This window comes from Falsiroseomonas ponticola, from assembly GCF_016805305.1.
Taxonomy (GTDB): domain Bacteria; phylum Pseudomonadota; class Alphaproteobacteria; order Acetobacterales; family Acetobacteraceae; genus Falsiroseomonas; species Falsiroseomonas ponticola.
This window is the reverse complement of record NZ_JAERQN010000008.1, coordinates 18,370-35,285: the sequence shown is the minus strand read 5'-3', so window position 1 is coordinate 35,285 and position 16,916 is coordinate 18,370. Positions and strand designations below refer to the sequence as shown.

General features: G+C 73.4%; 18 protein-coding genes. 4 read left to right on the top strand and 14 right to left on the bottom strand.

Features of this window, described 5'->3' with window-relative positions:
* Positions 1-11 precede the first annotated feature (11 nt).
* Genes JJI54_RS21140 through JJI54_RS21130 form a run of 3 tightly spaced genes read right to left on the bottom strand, consistent with a single transcriptional unit; the run spans position 12 to position 2,165 of the window.
* Positions 12-806, bottom strand: a complete 795-nt coding sequence (locus JJI54_RS21140; RefSeq protein ID WP_203075054.1) for an alpha/beta fold hydrolase — start codon at positions 804-806, stop codon at positions 12-14.
* A 4-nt stretch (positions 807-810) separates the two neighbouring features.
* Entirely contained in the window at positions 811-1,572 is a 762-nt protein-coding gene (locus JJI54_RS21135) for a type 1 glutamine amidotransferase domain-containing protein (RefSeq protein WP_203075053.1), read from the bottom strand.
* Positions 1,569-2,165 carry an NADPH-dependent F420 reductase gene (locus tag JJI54_RS21130; protein ID WP_203075052.1) on the bottom strand — a complete coding sequence of 199 codons (597 nt, stop codon included), beginning with the start codon at positions 2,163-2,165 and terminating at the stop codon, positions 1,569-1,571. The genes JJI54_RS21135 and JJI54_RS21130 overlap by 4 nt, the downstream gene beginning before the upstream one ends.
* Before the next feature lie 74 nt (positions 2,166-2,239).
* On the opposite strand from JJI54_RS21130, the gene JJI54_RS21125 reads away from it, so the two are divergent.
* Positions 2,240-3,166: a LysR family transcriptional regulator gene (locus tag JJI54_RS21125; RefSeq protein ID WP_203075051.1), complete on the top strand. Its 927-nt coding sequence runs from the start codon at positions 2,240-2,242 to the stop codon at positions 3,164-3,166.
* A gap of 1 nt (position 3,167) precedes the next feature.
* Here JJI54_RS21125 and rsmD read toward each other — a convergent pair whose 3' ends face one another.
* From rsmD to JJI54_RS21110, 3 genes are read right to left on the bottom strand one after another with little or no spacing between them, the layout of a single operon-like run.
* Positions 3,168-3,725 carry a 16S rRNA (guanine(966)-N(2))-methyltransferase RsmD gene (gene rsmD / locus JJI54_RS21120; protein ID WP_203075050.1) on the bottom strand — a complete coding sequence of 186 codons (558 nt, stop codon included), beginning with the start codon at positions 3,723-3,725 and terminating at the stop codon, positions 3,168-3,170.
* A complete protein-coding gene (locus tag JJI54_RS21115) occupies positions 3,688-4,626 on the bottom strand; it encodes a pseudouridine synthase (RefSeq protein ID WP_203075049.1) in 939 nt (312 codons plus the stop codon). The genes rsmD and JJI54_RS21115 overlap by 38 nt, the downstream gene beginning before the upstream one ends.
* Positions 4,623-5,336 carry a gamma-glutamyl-gamma-aminobutyrate hydrolase family protein gene (locus JJI54_RS21110; RefSeq protein ID WP_203075048.1) on the bottom strand — a complete coding sequence of 238 codons (714 nt, stop codon included), beginning with the start codon at positions 5,334-5,336 and terminating at the stop codon, positions 4,623-4,625. The genes JJI54_RS21115 and JJI54_RS21110 overlap by 4 nt, the downstream gene beginning before the upstream one ends.
* Before the next feature lie 68 nt (positions 5,337-5,404).
* Here JJI54_RS21110 and JJI54_RS21105 point away from each other — a divergent pair, with 68 nt between their 5' ends.
* A complete protein-coding gene (locus tag JJI54_RS21105; protein WP_203075047.1) occupies positions 5,405-5,836 on the top strand; it encodes a nucleoside deaminase in 432 nt (143 codons plus the stop codon).
* Here JJI54_RS21105 and JJI54_RS21100 read toward each other — a convergent pair.
* From JJI54_RS21100 to JJI54_RS21070, 7 genes are all read right to left on the bottom strand, one after another.
* Positions 5,828-6,634 carry a (2Fe-2S)-binding protein gene (locus JJI54_RS21100; RefSeq protein WP_203075046.1) on the bottom strand — a complete coding sequence of 269 codons (807 nt, stop codon included), beginning with the start codon at positions 6,632-6,634 and terminating at the stop codon, positions 5,828-5,830. The genes JJI54_RS21105 and JJI54_RS21100 overlap by 9 nt on opposite strands.
* Before the next feature lie 110 nt (positions 6,635-6,744).
* On the bottom strand, positions 6,745-7,713 hold the full coding sequence (locus JJI54_RS21095; RefSeq protein ID WP_203075045.1) for a tripartite tricarboxylate transporter substrate binding protein: 969 nt from the start codon (positions 7,711-7,713) through the stop codon (positions 6,745-6,747).
* 143 nt (positions 7,714-7,856) lie between these two features.
* A complete protein-coding gene (locus JJI54_RS21090) occupies positions 7,857-9,713 on the bottom strand; it encodes a polysaccharide biosynthesis/export family protein (RefSeq protein WP_226381977.1) in 1,857 nt (618 codons plus the stop codon).
* 1 nt (position 9,714) lies between these two features.
* Positions 9,715-10,788 carry a capsule biosynthesis protein gene (locus JJI54_RS21085; RefSeq protein ID WP_226381976.1) on the bottom strand — a complete coding sequence of 358 codons (1,074 nt, stop codon included), beginning with the start codon at positions 10,786-10,788 and terminating at the stop codon, positions 9,715-9,717.
* Positions 10,789-10,894: 106 nt separating this feature from the next.
* Positions 10,895-11,545, bottom strand: a complete 651-nt coding sequence (locus JJI54_RS21080; RefSeq protein WP_203075043.1) for an ABC transporter ATP-binding protein — start codon at positions 11,543-11,545, stop codon at positions 10,895-10,897.
* A gap of 11 nt (positions 11,546-11,556) precedes the next feature.
* Positions 11,557-12,384: an ABC transporter permease gene (locus tag JJI54_RS21075; RefSeq protein ID WP_203075042.1), complete on the bottom strand. Its 828-nt coding sequence runs from the start codon at positions 12,382-12,384 to the stop codon at positions 11,557-11,559.
* A complete protein-coding gene (locus JJI54_RS21070; protein WP_203075041.1) occupies positions 12,381-12,752 on the bottom strand; it encodes a DVU3141 family protein in 372 nt (123 codons plus the stop codon). The genes JJI54_RS21075 and JJI54_RS21070 overlap by 4 nt, the downstream gene beginning before the upstream one ends.
* Before the next feature lie 294 nt (positions 12,753-13,046).
* Here JJI54_RS21070 and JJI54_RS21065 point away from each other — a divergent pair, with 294 nt between their 5' ends.
* Both JJI54_RS21065 and JJI54_RS21060 read left to right on the top strand, forming a co-directional pair.
* Positions 13,047-14,873, top strand: a complete 1,827-nt coding sequence (locus JJI54_RS21065; RefSeq protein ID WP_203075040.1) for a capsular polysaccharide export protein, LipB/KpsS family — start codon at positions 13,047-13,049, stop codon at positions 14,871-14,873.
* Positions 14,870-15,667: an SDR family NAD(P)-dependent oxidoreductase gene (locus JJI54_RS21060; protein WP_203075039.1), complete on the top strand. Its 798-nt coding sequence runs from the start codon at positions 14,870-14,872 to the stop codon at positions 15,665-15,667. Before JJI54_RS21065 ends, JJI54_RS21060 begins: the two co-directional genes overlap by 4 nt.
* Here JJI54_RS21060 and JJI54_RS21055 read toward each other — a convergent pair.
* Positions 15,633-16,859 (bottom strand): capsular polysaccharide export protein, LipB/KpsS family, encoded by a 1,227-nt coding sequence (locus tag JJI54_RS21055; protein WP_203075038.1) that lies wholly within the window; start codon positions 16,857-16,859, stop codon positions 15,633-15,635. The two genes, JJI54_RS21060 and JJI54_RS21055, sit on opposite strands and share 35 nt — an antisense overlap.
* Between the last annotated feature and the right edge of the window lie 57 nt (positions 16,860-16,916).

Below are 16,916 nucleotides of genomic sequence, written 5' to 3'. Positions count from 1 at the left end.
GCTGGGGCTCCTCAGGGCTGGGCGAGGGATGCGATGGCCGCCGCCAGCGCGGATGGCGCGGCGAGCATGGGGGTGTGGGAGGTGGGGAGTTCCGCCACCTGCGTGATGCCGGCGGCGGCCAGCATGGCGCGCTGGAATTCGGGGGTGAGGGTGCGGTCCTCCGTCGTCACGACATAGGCCTTGGGCACCGCGCCGAAGCGCGCGGCCGTCAGCGTGACGGGGGTGGCGAGGGGCGGCACCGGCTCCGCCCGGTGGTTCGCCACCAGCCAGGCGGCATCCGCCGCGCCGCAATCCGCGCAGAAGGTCTCGACGATCCCCTCCGCTGCGATGGAGGCCGGGGAGTAGCGGGCGGGGTCGTCCTGCCGCCAGAACCGCCCCACCAGGCTGGCGGGGTCGCGCTGGGAAAGGCTGTAGGCGCTGTCACCGGAGGCGGGGAGATAGGCGGCGAGGAAGACCAGCCGGCGCAGGCGCTCCGGCGCCGCTTCCGCCACCGCTGCGGCGACGATGCCGCCGAAGCTGTGGCCGACCAGCACCACGTCGCGCCGGTCCCCGATCGCGGCCAGCACGGCCTGGACGTAGCGGTCGAGCGAGGCTTCCGTGGCCGGCATCGGGTCCGCGCCATGGGCGGGGAGTTCGGGGGTGAGCACCTCGAACCCCTGGGCCCGCAGGGCGGTGGCGGTGCGGTCCCAGACCGCGGCGCCCATCCAGGCGCCATGCACCAGCACGATGGCCGGGCGGGGCTGGGCGCGGGCGGGGGTGGCGAGCAGGAGGGGCGCGGCGAGGAGGGCGCGGCGGGGCAGCATCATGCGGTCAGGCTCCCAGGGCGGCGATGACGGCGGCGGCGGTGGCGGCGCCGGAGAAATTCTGCTGGCCGGTGACGAGGTTGCCGTCCCGCACCGCGAAGCTGCGCCAGGCGCCGGCCTGGATGGTGTTGGCGCCCTGGGCGCGCAGCCGGTCCTCGATCCGCCAGGGCATCACATGCCGGTCGCGCGGCAGCGCACCCATGGCCCAGGCGGCCTCGTCCGCCGCATCCTCCTCGACATTGGTGAAGCCGGTGACGGTGCGCCCTTTCGCGATAGGCGTGCCGTCGGAGCGCGTGGCGTGGCAGAGGATGGCGGTGCCGTGGCAGAGCGCGGCGGCCACCTTCCCGGATTCGAGGAAGGCCGTGAACCGCGCCTGCAGCGTGATCGCGGCGTCATAGGTGAACATCGGCGCCTGGCCGCCGGCGACCAGGATGGCGTCGAAATCGTCCAGCGTGATGGCCTCGACGGGCTTCGTCGCGGCGACGAGGGCGGCCAGGTGCGGCGTCTCGATGAAGCCGCGGCTGACAATGTCGTCGGCGGAATAGCCGGAGGCGTGGCGCGGGTCGCTGAAGGCATCGCCCTCGCAGGCGCCGCCATCGGGGCTGAAGACCTCCGTGGCGTAGTCGGCCTCGTGGAAGGCGAGCCAGGGATGGGCGAGTTCGCTCCACCAGAAGCCGACCGGCCAGCCGGTGGTGGTGGAGATGGCGGGGTTGGCGATGACGAGGGCGATGCGCTTCGGGCGCAGCGCGTTGGGGTCGCGCAGGCTCATGGCACGGCCCGCCGCAGCGCGAAGGCGAAGTCCCGGCCGAGGCCGCGGCGCATGGCGAGGTCGATCCAAAGCATCGCATGCGCCTCCAGCAGCCTTGCGGCGCGGAGCGGGCCGGCATCGACGGCCTCGAAGCCGATATCGGTGGCGAGCCGCAGCGCGATGGCCTTGGCACCGGCATCGTCGCCGGCGGCGAACATCACGGGGCGCGGCGCGAAGCGGGCGGCATCGGCCATGACATTGGCGCCGGTGGTGTTGAAGATTTTTGCCAGTCGCAGCCCCGGGAAGGCGCGGGCGATGCGTTCGGCGCCGCTGTCGTCGAAGCCGAGCGAGAGGCCGAGGCCATCCGGGCCCATGGCGAGCGGGTTGGTGGCATCCAGCACGGGGGTGCCGCCGGGCGCGATGGCGGCCAGGGCCTCCGTGGCGGCGCCGAAGGGCACGGCGAGGATATAGGCCGCGGCATCGGCCAGCGGCGCGAGGGGCGCATCCCCAGGCCCCGGGTTCCGCAGCAGCAGGATGGGATCGTGGCCCGCCCGCCTCAGCGCGGAGGCCAGCGCCTGGCCGACATTGCCGCCGCCGATGATGCCGATGCGCATGGAGCCCCCGTTCCTGTTGCGGGGAGGATGGGTTCCGCTGGCACTTTCCTCCATTGAATGTTCTGAATGGCGACATGAGCGAGATGAAACTCCGTCGCCTCGACCTGACGCTGCTGCTGGTGCTGGACGAGGCGCTGCGCCACCGGAAGCTGGCCGAGGTGGCGAACCGCCTTGGCCTCAGCGCGCCGGCCGTGAGCCATGCGCTGGCGCGGTTGCGCGACATCTTCGACGACCCGCTCTTCATCCGCCGGCCCGGCGGCGTGGAGCCGACGCCGCGCTGCCTCGACCTCGCACCGCTGGTGGCGAGCGTCCTCGGCCTGGCGCGGCAGGCGGTGGCGCCGCCGCTGCCCTTCGATCCCGCGACCAGCGACCGCGTCTTCCGGATCACCGGGCTCGATTACGAGGCCTCCCGCTTCGGGCCGCCGCTGCTGGCGCGCTTCGCGGCGGCCGGCGACGGGCTGCGCCTGTCCTTCCGGCCGCATGCGCGGGACGCCGCCATGGCGGCGCTGGCGGAGGGGGAGGCCGACCTGGCGCTAGGCTTCTTCCCGCGCCGGCCAGCCGGGATCGCGACGCGGCGGCTCTATGAGGAGACCTACCTGGTGGCGGGGTCGCCCGACCATCCGCGGCTGCGACGCCGGCGGCAGATCGATCTGCCGCTCTACTGCGCGCTGGACCATGTGCTGGTGTCGCTCAGCGGCGGGCTGGAGGGGACGGTGGATGCGGCGCTGGCGCGGCAGGGCTTGAGGCGGCGCGTGGTGGCGGCGATGCCGTCCTTCCTGCCGGCGCTGGCCGCCGTCGCGGCATCCCCCACCATCGTCACCATGCCCCGGCGGGTGGTGGAGAACTACGCGCCGCGCTTCGGGCTGCGCGCCTTCGCGCCGCCGCTGCCGATCCGGCCCTTCGTGCTGTCGGCGGCCTGGCATGAGCGGCAGGCGGTGGATGCGGGGCTGCGCTGGCTGGTGGAGCAGGTGGCGGCGGTGGCGGCCGAGGTGGCGGGGTAGGCTATCCCGCGCGCAGGAAGACGACCCGCGCCGCGCCATGCTCCCGCATCGCGACTTCGGAAAAGCCGGGCGCCGCCAGCGCTTCCTCCCGCCCCAGCTCCGCCACCACCAGCGCGGCGGGGGCGATCCAGCCGGCGGCGGAAAGCGCGGCCAGGGCGCGCGGGACCAGGTCCTGAGCGTAGGGCGGGTCGAGGAAGACCAGGCCGCAGGGGGTCGCGGCGGCGGGGGGCTTCAGCACGTCGCCGGCCACCACGCGCGCGCGGGGCTCCTCCCGGCAGGCGGTGATGTTGGCGCGCAGCGCCGCCAGCGCGGCGCGGTCGCGCTCCATGAAGGTGGCATGGGCGGCGCCGCGGCTCAGCGCTTCCAGACCCATCGCGCCGGTGCCGGCGAAGGCGTCCAGCACGCGCGCCTCCTCCACCACCGCCCGTCCCGCCCAGGGGGCGTGCCAGAGCATGTCGAAGACCGCCTGGCGGACGCGCTCCGCCGTGGGGCGGGTGGTGTCGCCGGGGGGCGCGGCGAGCCTACGGCCGCGATGGCTTCCGGCGACGATTCGCAGCATGCTTCGGCTTCGGCGGCTCCGCATTGCGGGCGCGGGGGATGTTCTCGGGGCGGACGCGCTTCGGCTTGGGCGCGACGGGTTCCGGGGGCGCGGCGGCCGCGGCGGCGGCGGCTTCCTCCTGCTCCCGCCGCCGCTTCTTCTGCGGCGCCTCCCCGATGCCGAGCTGTTCGCGCATCACCTTCGGATGCACTTCCTCGACGCCGCCCTTGGGCAGGGTGCCGAGCTGGAAGGGGCCATAGGCCGTGCGGATCAGCCGGGTGACGTGCAGGCCGAGATGCTGCATCACGCGCCGGATCTCGCGGTTCTTGCCTTCCTTCAGGCTCACCGTCAGCCAGGCGATGGCGCCGCGGCGGCTGTCGAGCCCGGCCTCGATCGGGCCATAGGCGACGCCATCCACGGTGATGCCGCGGGAGAGCGCGGCCAGCGACTTCTCATCCACCGCGCCATAGACGCGGACGCGGTAGCGGCGCAGCCAGCCATTGCTCGGCAGTTCCAGCTTGCGCGCCAGCTCCCCGTCATTGGTCAGCAGCAGCAGCCCCTCGCTGGTCAGGTCGAGGCGGCCGATGGAGACGACGCGGCCGATGGCGGGGGGCAGGCGCTCGAACACCGTCGGGCGGCCCTGCGGGTCCTTGTGGGTGGTGACCACGCCGTCGGGTTTGTGGTGGCGGAAGAGGCGGGTGCGTTCGGCGGGCTGGACGGGCTTGCCGTCCACGCTGATGCGCGCGCCCTCGGTGACGAAGGTGGCGGGGGTTTCCACCACCTTGCCGTTCATCTTCACCTTGCCCTCGGCGATCAGCTTCTCGGCGTCGCGGCGCGACGCGATGCCGGCGCGGGCCAGGTATTTTGCGAGTCGCTCGCCGCGCTCGGCCTCGGGCGCCGCGTCCTCGGTTTCGTCGGTCACCGGCAGGCCTCCACGAAGGCGGCGAGGATCACGGGGTCCCGCGGATCCACGGCATATTCGGGGTGCCACTGGACGCCGAGGGCGAAGCGGTGGCCGGGATGCTCGATGCCCTCCACCACGCCATCGGGGGCGCGGGCATTCACCACGGCGCCGGCGCCTGGTGTCGCGACGGCCTGGTGATGGGCGGAATTGACGGCCAGGCGGTCCGTGCCGGTGATGCGGGCCAGCAGGGTGCCGGGCGCGACCGCCACCTCATGCCCCGGCTCCGTGCGCGGATTCGGCTGTTCATGCGCCAGCGCGCCCGGCACCTCATCCGGGATATGCTGGATGAGCGTGCCGCCGAAGGCGACGGCGAGGAGCTGCTGGCCGCCGCAGATGCCGAGCACGGGCATGTCGCGGGCCAGGGCGGTCCGCGTCGCGGCCAGCTCGAAATCGGTGCGGCCGGGCTTCAGCGTAACCTTGGGATGCGGCGGGCCGCCGCCCCAGAGGGCCGGATCCACATCGAAGGCGCCGCCCGTGACCAGCAGCCCGTCGATGGCATCGAGGTAGTCGGCGGCCAGTTCGGGATGGTGCGGCAGCGCGACCGGCAGGCCGCCCGCGGCGATGACGGCGGAGAGGTAGTTCTGGCGCAGCGCATACCAGGGCAGCTTCGACCAGCCGCCGGCGGGTTCCGCATCCAGGGTGACACCGATGACCGGGCGTTTTTTCATCGCCCGTTGCTAGACGGTCGGGGCGCGCCGGAGCAAGCATCGCCGCCATGCGGAACGCGCCGTCACCCATGGAAATCGCGCTCGACGCCGCCCGCGACGCCGCCGCGCGGGGCGAGGTGCCGGTCGGCGCCGTCGTCACCGATGCCGCCGGCCGCGTGCTGGCGGTGGCGGGGAACGAGGTGGAGGCCCGCCGCGACCCCTCCGCGCACGCGGAAATGCTGGCGCTGCGGGAGGCCGCGCGCGTGACCGGCGACAAGCTGCTGCCGGAGGCGACGCTGACGGTCACGCTGGAGCCCTGCGCCATGTGCGCCCAGGCCATCGCCTTCTTCCGGGTCAAGCGCGTGGTCTTCGGCGCCTATGACCCGAAGGGCGGCGCGGTGGAACACGGCCCGCGGCTGTTCGGCCAGCCCACCTGCCACCATGCGCCGGAGGTGGTGGGCGGCGTGCGGGAGAGCGAGGCCGCCACCCTGCTGCGGGATTTCTTCGCCGCCCTACGGTGAGGCGCGGTGCACGCCGGTGGCGCGGGGGTCCCATTGCCAGGGTGGGTCCGGGCGCACAGCCACGCCGCCCTGGAAGCGCGGCGGGGGGCGGTGCTTCTCCTCGCCGGCCAGCACGGCGCGGCCGCGATCGGCCAGGGCCCAGGCCTCCCCGGGCATGAGCAGCCTGAGCGGCCCGGTGGAGAGGCGCTGGCGGAGGTCGAGCAGCATCAGGTCGGTCTGCGGGAAGGTGGCGTCGGCGGCGTGCTGCGCCCGCATGACATCGGCCAGGGTCGTGGCGCCATCGGCCACGGCGCGCAGCACTTGGCGTTCGGTCAGCGCCAGGCGGTCGGCGCGCCAGGGCAGGTCCTGCAGGTGGCGGCGCATGGCATGGGCCAGGTGGGGCAGGGGCGTCGCGCGGCGCCACAGCCGGTCCAGCGCCTCCGGGTCCGGATCGGCGAAGGCGGCCCAGGCCTCGGCGCCCGCTTCCAACTGCGGGAGCGTCAGCGGCTGCGGGACCAGCGCGGCGAGTTCCGCATCGGACAGCGCCATGAAGGGGCGCCTGCCATCGGCGGGCATCAGGAAGAGCCTGCCCTCCAGCCCCCGTCGCCCGGCCAGCAGGGACAGGACGCGGATCAGCGCGGCCTGGTCCCAGAGGTCATGTTCGAACCACAGCAGCACGCGGTCGAAGCGGTCGAGCGCATTCAGCGCCATGTATTCGCGCCCGAGGCGCAGCCGCGCCTCCTGCAGATCCACCTTCGCATGCAGGGCGATGACCCGGGCGCGCAGCCCGAGATAGGCCATCAGCGGTTCGTCATTCACCGCGCCGACGCAGACGGGATCGCTGATCGGCAGGTAGTCCCCCGCCCAGCCCGTATCGGCCAGGCGGGGGCGAAGATCGTCGCCGCAGCGGATATGCGCGGTGGCGATGCTCAGAGCCGCAGGCCGAGCTTGCGGATCATCTCGCCTTCCGTCGCATAGGTGCGGCGCGCATCGGCCGCGTATTCATCGGGGCCGAGATACATCGGCGCCATGTCGAAGCGGTCGAGGACCGCCATATGCGCGGGGTCGTGCAGCGCTTCGCGGAAGGCATCGTGCAGCGCGCGCACCACATCCGGGTGCATGCCCTTCGGCCCGGCCAGGCCATAGGGGCTGGCGCTGACGATATCGATGCCGCTTTCCCGCAGCGTCGGCACGTTGGGGAAGCGCTTGGCGCGCTCCGCGCTCCAGGTCACCAGCAGCTTCAGGCGGCCGGCCTGCACCATCTCGGACCAGCCGGAGCTGTCGGCCAGCGCCATCGTCTGCCCGGCGAGGAGGGAGGTCACGTTCTCCGCGAAGCCGCGGAAGGGGACATGGATCCATTCGATGCCGCGGGCGCCGGCGATCTGTTCCATGGTGATGTGCAGCGAGGTGCCGACGCCGGGCGTGCCGTAGGTGACGCGGCCCGGATTCGCCTTCGCGTGGTCCAGGAATTCCTGGAAGGTGTTCCAGGGCGCATCCGGCTTCACCACCACGCCGAAGAGATAGCCGGTGAGGTGGATGATGTAGGAGAAATCCTCCAGCGGGTTGAACAGCGGCCGCTGCGCCATCTGCGGATGGCGGAAGACGCTGATCGGCATCTGCGTGATCACGTAGCCGTCATTGCGTTCGTTCAGCATCTGCTGCGCGCCCAGCACGCCGCCGGCGCCGGCCTTGTTCTCGATGATCACGGGCTGGCCGAGGCGGCGCGCCGCCTGTTCGGCCAGCACCCGCATCTGGATGTCGGTGGTGCCGCCCGCGCCCCAGGGCACGATCAGCCGGATGGGCCGGTCCGGGAAGCGGCCCTGCGCGCGCAGCGACGGTGCGGCGAGGAGCGAGGCGCCGAGCCCGAGCATGGTGCGGCGGGCGAATGGATGGATCATGGTCGCGGAGCCTCCCTGGATGATGCCGGCCTCTCGGGGCCGGTCTTCGCTGGCTCCTGCCTATCGCGGGCGGGGGCTGGCGGCAACAGAAAGGGCGCTGACCTTTCGGCCAGCGCCCCGTTCCGCCGCGGCATCGCGACCGGTCAGCGCGATCCGGTGAAGACCTGCGCGGAGAGTGCCGACTGGAAGATCAGGTTCAGCAGGTCGCGCGTCAGCTGGAAGTTCTTCGGGTCCAGCCTCGGCAGCGCGATCAGCTCGTCGCCGGGCTGCGGCGGCTCGGTCGGCTCCAGGATCAGTTCGCCGCTCGCGCGGCGGATCATCAGCTGGTTGTCGCCGCCGCGCTCCGCCAGGCCGCCGGCCTGCCGGATATAGTCCTGGATCGTCAGGTTGGGCCGCCAGATCACCGCCTGCGGCGCCGTGACCTCGCCGGAGACGAGCACCGTCTGCACCCGTTCGGGGATGACGATGATGTCGCCATCCTCGAGCCGCACATCGGCGCAGCGGCCGCCGCGGTCCATGACGACGAGGCGTCCTTCCGCCCGCGTCCGCCGCGCCCGGCTGATGTAGCTGGAGACCAGCTGCGCTTCGGAAGCGCGGACTTCCGCGACGCCGGTGGTGGGGGAGACGGTGAGGAAGAGCTGGCGCTCCAGCCGGTCCATCGCCTCGTTCAGCATGCGGGCCTGCTGCGCCGCGACCGAGGGGCGGAGCAGGAAGATGCCGCGGGTATTGGCCAGGTTCGGGTCCACCGCGATGTAGTCGAGCACGGTGCAGAGCGTGACGTCGCGGTCGGTGATCAGCACCGAGGGGCCGATGCGGCTGCCTTCGACCGAGACGCGGACGGTGGGCGGCGGCGCATCCGTGATGAAGGTCACCACGTCCTGGTCCATCAGCTGGATGCCGGCCAGTTCGCGCAGCGTGGTGTAGCGGGAGAAGGGCTGGCTGTTGCGCGTGCCGCGGATCACCGCATTGGTGGCGGAAGGCAGGGGCGAGGCCAGGCGGATCAACTCCGACCCCGGCATGGTGCGGCCCGTCACCTCGAACAGGAAGTTGTTGCGCACGGCGCCATCGGCGCCGACCATCGCGCCCTGCGCGGGCACGATGATGGTGTCGCCCTGCTGCAGGGGCAGGTTCTGCAATTCGCCGGACAGCAGGAATCGATAGAGGTCGATGCGCGCCACGGTGCGGCCGCCGCGCGTCACGGTGATGTCGCGGTAGGAGCCGCGGCCCGGATCGACCCCGCCCGCGCGGGCGAGGTAGTCGAGCACGCTTTCGGAGGCGGAGCCGAGGTGGCGGCCCGGGATGCGCACCTGGCCGGTAACGAAGACGCCGACCTGGCCGGCGGAAAGCAGCACGGCATAGACCTGCACCTGCTGCGAATAGACGCGGCGGACCTCGGTCTCCACCATGCGCTGCACGTCGCCCGCGCGGACGCCGGCCAGGCGGACCGGGCCGATCTGCGGGATGAAGACGTTGCCCTCGGCATCGACGGTGGTGACGATCGACGCCTCGACGAAGCCCCAGACGGTGATGGAGACGCGGTCCCCGGGCAGGAGCGTGTAGTTCGGGTTGGGCGTGTCGGACGCCGCCGGGCCACCCCGCGTGAACAGGGAGGAGCCGAAGACCACCGTCGCCGGGCCCGGGAAGCGGCCGGGTTCGCCGATCGGGCCGACCGCGACGGGCCCGCCCTCGGCCGCGGTGGCGGAGCCGATGCGGGAGGTGGAGATCATGTCCCCGGCATTGAGGGCGGGCAGGCCCGGCCCCTGCGCGGGGGTGGTGCCCGGCACCTGCTGGCCGGCCTGGCCATTGGCCTGGGTGCCCTGCGTGGCGGTGCTCGGGATCGGCGTCACGCTCGGCGTGGTGCGCTGCGAGGGCAGCGACGGCGCGGAGACCTGCGCCTGCAGCGGCGCGGGCAGCAGCAGCGCCGCGGCCAGCAGCCAGCGCGCCAGGGCGGACGCCGTCGCGGGGCGCGCCGGGGTGGTGGGGAAGGCGGTATCCGTCATGTCAGCTCGCGTGTTCCCGTGCGCCTGCCACCAGCAGCCAGCCGATCCCGAACAGGATCGTCAGCCCGGCGAAGACGGTCACCGTGTTGAAGAAGGCCTTGGGGAAGAGGGCGCGCTCGGGCAGGTTCGGCTCCACCACCCGCATCAGGAAGACGGCCTGCCGCTGGGCATCGGCCCGCGCGCTTTCCAGCGAGGAGATGGCGGAGGTCAGCTGCTTCTCCGCGAATTCGCGTTCCAGCTGCAGCCGTTCGAAGCCTGAAAGCTGCTGGGTCAGCCCTTCCTCCCCGCGCGTCGTGCGGGCGCGTTCGGCGCCCACCTGCGCGACCAGCGCGGCGATGCGGTTGTTCAGCACCTGGATCTGCGGGTTGTCCGGCCGCATGAAGGCGCGCTTCTCCTGCAGTTCCGCCCGCGTCTGCGCGAGAAGCGCCTCGAGCCGCGAGACGTTCTCGATCGCCGCGCCGGCGCTGCGGGTGGGGTCGAGCGCCTGCTCGCGCTCCCGGAAGCTGTTCAGCGCCTCCCGCGCCGCGAGCACGCGGCGTTCGGCGATCTCCACCTCCTCCCGCGCCACGCGGATGGTGTCGGAGGCGGTGCGGGCGGAGAAGCGGTTCACCAGGTTCTCCGACAGCGCGATCAGCGCCTCGGCGATCTCCTTCGCGTCGCTGGGGCGGTAGGCCAGGACCCGGAGCGTGGTGATGTTGGTCTCGATGTCGTAGCTGACCGTCACGCGGCGCCGGTAGTAGTTCAGCAGCCGCTCGGCCGGCGGGTCTTCCGACCGGAGGCGGGAGACGAGGTCGGCTTCCGGCCGCCGCCAGATGGAGACGAGGTCGAGCGACCGCTGCAGGCCGTTCAGCGCATCGATGCTGTCGATGTAGGCGGCCACGGCCCGGGCTTCGTCCATGCCGCCGCGGCCGCCGCCGCCGCCGCCCGTCACGGCGGCGATGATGCCGCCGGCCGCGCTGGCGCCCCCGCCCCCGCGGCCGCGGACCAGGAGCTGCGATTCGGATTGGTACAGGTCGGCCGCGTAGGTCACGTAGTAGGTGCCGACCAGCAGCGTCGGCAGGATGACGAGCAGCATGAACCACCCCTTCACCGTCCGGGGCGTCAGGCTTCGGCGCCTCTGCCGCTTGGGCGGCAGGCGGGGCGGCAGGCGCTGGTCCTCGACCCCGGTGGCCGGAAGGGTCTCAGAGGGCCTTATAGGTGGCGACAGCTTCATCGATGTCCTCGAAGAAGGTCAGGCTGCCATGGCTCAGCACCGCTGCGGTCCGGCAGTAGATCTTCAGATGTTCAGGCACATGGCTGACCAGGACCAGTGTACGGCCCCGGGTCTTGAGTGACAGCATTTCCTGCGCGCGGGCGACGAAGCGTGCATCGCCCGCGGCCGTGATCTCGTCGATCAGGTAGCAGTCGAAGTTCACGGCGAAGGACAGGCCGAGCAGCAGGCGCCCCATCATGCCGGCGGAATAGGTGCGGACCGGCATGTGCATGTAGCTGCCGAGCTCGGCGAATTCCTCGACCTGCTGCAGGACCTCCTGCACGTCGTGATCGTAGATGCGGGCGATGAATCGGGCGTTGTCGGCGCCGGTCAGCGCCGCCTGCAGGCCGATCCCGTGCGCGAGCGGCCAGGAGACGGACATGCGCCGCTCGATCCGGCCGGAGGAGGGATGCTCCACCCCCGCCAGCATCCGCACGAGGGTGGACTTGCCGGTGCCGTTCCGGCCGAGGATTCCCACCGCGTCCCCGGGCCGGATCACCGCGCTGACGTTGCGCAGCACCGTCTTTCGGCCGCCGCCGCGCACCTCGTAATGCTTCGAGACGTTGTCGAGGATGATCACCGGCCGGCCCGTCAGAATTCGAGCTTGGGCCGCACGGCCCTGACCGCGGCAAGGCCCAGCAGGTTGACGAAGACGACGCAGCCGATCGTGTACTCCATGTAGAAGTAGCTGGTGATCAGCTCCCCGAACATGCCTTCGCGCACCATCTCATGCATGCTGACCTGGGGGTTCCAGAGCATGACCTCGCGCCAGCTCGGCGGCAGCTTCTCCATGGCGAAGAAGGCGCCCGAGATCGGCAGCGACAGGTAGGTGAGGGGGTGGACGATGCGGTCCACGACCTCCCACCGCGCGCTGGCGGCGGCGGCCATCATGGAAAGGCCGTTGGCGTAGAAGAAGATCAGCAGCAGCCCGAAGGCCAGCAGCGGGATGTCCGCCGGCGGCATGTCCACCAGCCAGGCCGAACTGCCGATGACCAGGACCAGCACCGCCGTCACCGCCGCCGCTTCCAGCAGGTTGCGCGCCAGGATGACGTCCGTCAGGCGGACCTGGCGGTGGTACATCAGCGTCATGTTCGCGTGGAAGGCGGAGGTCGAGCGGTTCAGGATGGCCCGGAAGGCGAAGTAGGGCGCGTAGCCGATGATGTAGAAGACGAAGACCGGGATCGGGCCCGGGTTGTCGTGCTTCATCAGCCAGTGCATCAGCCCGATGGCGGAGGCCAGCATCAGCGGTTCGAGCACCAGCCACACGAAGCCCAGCTGGCTGCGGCCGAAGCGGGTGGTCAGTTCGCGCAGCGCCAGGGCGTGGATCACGCGGCCCTGGATGCGGAAGCCCTTGCGGACGCGGTCGAGGCCCTGCGGGCGGTCAGGCAGGCCAACCCCATCGCTGGCCGTGCTGCTCACGGGCGGGGAATCCCGCCGCCGCGCAGCAGCATGCGCGTCTCCGCCCAGCTTCCCTCGGGCGTTGCGCAGATCACGCGCGCCCTTTCGCCGGCGCTGGTCACGATCGCGACCTCCCGGCATTCGCGCCCACTGGCGGCGTTGTAGGCGCGGACCAGGCGGGCGGTGGCGGGCTGGCCATCCGCCAGGGTGATGCGATCCTGCGTGCCGGGCTGCGCCCGGGCCGCAAAGGCCAGGACGGGGTCGGCCGGCGGGGGAGGGGCGCTTTGCGCGACGGGGCCGGCGGCCGGGCGGTTGAAGGGCCATGCCCCGGCCAACCCGCCACCCCCGGCGCAGCCCGACAGCATCAGCGCGGCAGCCAGCACGCCCATGGGCAGGCCCCGCCTGCCCCGGCTTGGTGCGGCCAAGGAGCTTCCAATCACGTCGGCTTGCTTCATGGGGCAAGAGTTTAGCGGAACTACCAGGGCGACGCAAAACGCAAACCGCCCGCGCAACGGCCCCCGGGGCCGGCCGGCGGGCCGGGAACCGGGCGCCGCCGCATCCCGGCGCCGGGGCCGGGGCGGCGCCTGCGCGGGCGCGACGGGCGGGCGCGAAACCCTTGAAACCAGGGCAGGAACGCCGCCCGCCCGATTCCCTATCCCGGCCCCATGCTCTAGGGTCGGGGCGTGCCGGACCGGAACGAGGAACCCGCGCTGCCGCTGCGCGTGCCGGCGGCGGCGCTGTCGGAGCTGCCGCATCTCGGGGCCTTCTGGCCCGGGCGGCGGCTGGTTCCCGTGGCCGGGGCGCCGGTGGATGCGGCGCCGGAGGGGATGGCTGCCCCCCTGGCCTGGACGCCCGGGCCCTTCCTGCCCCCCCGCCTCGGCGCCCGGCAGGTTCCCCTGTTGCTGGTGGTGGGGGCGGGGCCGGACCCGATCGGCGCCGCGCTGGCCCGGCCCCCGCCGGCCCCCTGCCTCGACCGCGCGCGCCGGGTGATGGCGGCGATGGTGGCGGGGCGCATCGGCGCGCCGCCGGGGCTGGAGGATCCGGGCGCGGCCGCGCTGGGCCTGGCGCCGCGGGGCGCGGCCGTCATGGTCGCGGCGGGCGGGCCGCAGGCTGCGCAGGCCGGCGCCGCGCCCCTGCTGCGCGTGGCGGATCCCTTCGGGGTGGCGCCCCCTGGCGGGCTGCCGCGGCTTTCACCCTGGACGGTGCTGGATGCCGCTGCCTCCCTGCACGGGGCCTCCCGCCCGCTGGCGCTGCTGGCGCTGGCGGCGGGGGTCAGGGTGGCGGATGGGCCGCTGGCCGGGGCCGATCCCGTCGCGACCTGGGCCGCGCTGCTCGCCGCCACGCGCGCCGCGGACCCCTTCACCGGGGAGCCCTGCGAGATCGAGCATGCGCTGGCGATCCTCGCGCTGTGGCGGGAGCGGGAGGCGGAGGCGCGGGGCATCGCCGCCTGCCTCGGCGTGCATCCCTACAAGCGGGACCGCGTGCGGGCGCTGCTGGCCTCCGCCGCGCCGGCGCCGTCCTTCCATGGCCGCGCCGCCCCGGCCGTGGCGGCGGCGAAGGCGCGTGGCGGGGCGCTGCTGGCCTGGGCGGCCAGCGCGCCGCCCGACCTGCCCGCCCGATGCCAAGCGGCGGGGGTGCCGCTGCGCTGGCTGGAGGATGGGTTCATCCGCTCCGCCGGGCTCGGCGCCGCCTTCCGGCCCGGGGCGTCCTTCGCCCTCGATTCCGGCGGCGCCTACTACGACCCGGCGGCGCCGAGCGAGTTGACGCGCCTGATCGAGGCCGGGGGATTCGCGCCTGCCCTGCTGGCGCGGGCGGCGGCGTTGCGCCAGGCGGTCGTGGCGCGGGGCATCACCAAGTACAACCTGGCCGGCGCCGAGCCCGCCATCGCGGCGCCGCCCGGGCGGCGCGTGGTGCTGGTGCCGGGCCAGGTGGAGGACGATGCCTCCGTCCGCCGCGGCGGCGGCGCCATCCGCCGCAACATCGACCTGCTGCGGGCCGTCCGGGCGGCGGAGCCGGATGCCCATCTCCTCTACAAGCCGCATCCGGACATCGAGGCCGGGTTCCGGCGGGGGCGGATCGCGCGGGGGGATCTGGCGGCGCTGGCGGATGGGGTGGTGGAGCGGGCGCCGATCGCGGCGCTGCTGGCGCGGGTGGATGCGGTGCATACCCTGACATCCCTGACCGGGTTCGAGGCGCTGCTGCGCGGCGTGGCCGTGACCTGCTGGGGCATGCCCTTCTATGCGGGCTGGGGGCTGACCGAGGATCGCGGCGCGCTGCCCGCCGGCGCGCCGCCGCGCACCCGGCGCGCGACGATCGACGAACTCGTGGCGGCGGCGCTGATCCTCTATCCCCGCTGCATCGATCCGCTGACGCTGCTGCCCTGCCCGCCGGAGGTGCTGCTGGACCGGTTGGCGCAGCCTGGGCTCTTCCCGCCTGGCCGCCTTTCCGCCATCCGCGCGGCGGAGGGGTGGTTGCGGCGCGGCATCGCGCGGATCGGGGGGTGGCGATGAAGGAAGCGCGCTCGGTCGTCATCAGCGGGGCGTCCCGCGGCCTGGGGGCCGCGCTGGCGCGGCGCTTCGCCGCACCCGGCATGCGGCTGCTGCTGCTGGCCCGCACGGCCGCGGCGCTGGAGGGCGTGGCGCAGGAATGCCGCGTGGCCGGCGCGGCGGTGGAGACGGTGGCGGTGGACGTGACGGAGGCCGGCGCCGTCGCCGCGGCGCTGGCGGCCTTCGAGGCCGCGGGGCCGGTGGACCTGGTGGTCGCCAATGCCGGCACCTCCGCCGGCCGGGCGCCGGATGGCACGCCGGAGGATGGGGCGGCGGCGGCCCGGCAGGTGATGGTGAACCTGGTCGGCGCCATGAACCTGGTGGCGCCGCTGCTGCCGGGCATGCGGGCGCGGCGATCCGGGCAGGTGGCGCTGGTGGCCAGCATCGCGGGCTTCCGCGGCCTGCCGGACTTCCCCGGCTATTGCGCCAGCAAGGCCGGGCTGATCGCCTGGGGTGAGGGGCTGCGCGCGGCGGAGCGCGGCCGGGGCATCCGGGTGACGGTGATCACCCCGGGCTTCTTCCGCAGCGCGATGGGGGACCGCTTCCATGGCGCGCGCCCGCTGCTGCTGGGGACGGAGGAGGCGGCGGCCAAGGTGCACCGGGCGCTGCTGGTGGGGGTGCCGCGCCTCGGCTTCCCCTGGCCCATGGCGGCGGGGATGCGGCTGCTGGGGCTGCTGCCGCCCTGGCTCGGCGATCCCGCGGTCCGGCTGATGCGCTTCCGCGTCAGCCCGGAGGAGCCGCCGCCCCGCGCGCCCTGACCGGCGGCAGGAAGGCGCCGACGCGATCCTCATGCAGCGCCCGGGTCGCCGCCGCCACCGCCACGGCGCGGCCTTCCTTCGCGTAGAACACGCCGCGCAGCTGCGTCGTCCCCTGCAGCGCGGCCAGGAAATCGGCGCGGAAGGCGGGATCGGGCGGCGCGGCTTCCGTCCAGAAGCTGTCGAGCGTGCCCTGATGCGCGAGGCCCGGCAGGTCCCACACCGCCATGCCCAGCGCCTTCACCGGCTTGCCGCAGACCACCGCCTTCAGCCCGACCGTGCTGTTGATGGTGATCAGCCCCCGCATGCCGCGGACCATGGCGTCCAGGCTGCCGTTATGCGCGACATGGACGCGGCCGGAGAGGCCCCTGGCCGCGGCTGCCTGGCCGATCCGCGCCGCCCAGCGCTTCATGCAGGGGTCCAGGGGATGGACCTTGATGAGCAGCTGCCCCTCCGCCGGCGCATGCGCGGCGAAGGAATCCAGCGTCTCCGCGATCGGCGTGTCGAGGTCGGGGTAGCGGGAATAGGCGCGGACGGAGAAATCGGCCTCCATCTGCATGGCGAAGAGCCAGAAGGGACGCTCGCCGATGGCGGCCAGGGCGCGGTCGCCCTCCGCCCGCTCCGCCCGGCGGCGCAACAGCCGGCGGGCCACGCCCCAATAGGTGGCGACCGGGTGGTGCAGCTGGTGGGAGCGGTAGTGGGGGAAGGGCCAGGGCGCGATGTTGGCCAGGTTGTAGATCACGTCCCAGGTGGCCTGGCGGCGGAAATCATCCTTCAGCCGCTCCGCCAGGTCGGCCGGCGGCAGGGCCTGCGCCAGGGCCCGGATGCGGGCGGGATCGCGCGGGAAGCGGCTGTCGCCGCCCATGCCGTCGCGCTCCAGCGTGATCCAGTCCGGGCGGAAATAGCCGAAATCCGTCACCACCACGGCGATGCCACGCGCCGCGGCGGCGCCGATGGCGGCGCGGTGGTAGGGGCGCTGCTCCCCCAGCAGCACCACATCCGTGATGCCGTGCCGGTCGAGGTAGCCGGCGATGAAGGCGGGCCAGTCGGCGGGCCGGCCCTGGTAGTGCACCGCCCTGGGCTGGCCCTCCACCCGGCCCCAGAACAGCCAATCCCCGAAGCAGAGGTTGATGCGGTGGATGGCATGGCCCTGCGCGGCCAGGCCGCGGGCGACCTCCAGGAAGAAGGGGCTCACCGGGCCTTGCAGAAAGAGGAAGCATCGCGGCCCGGGGCGCGGTGGCGCCGCCATGAT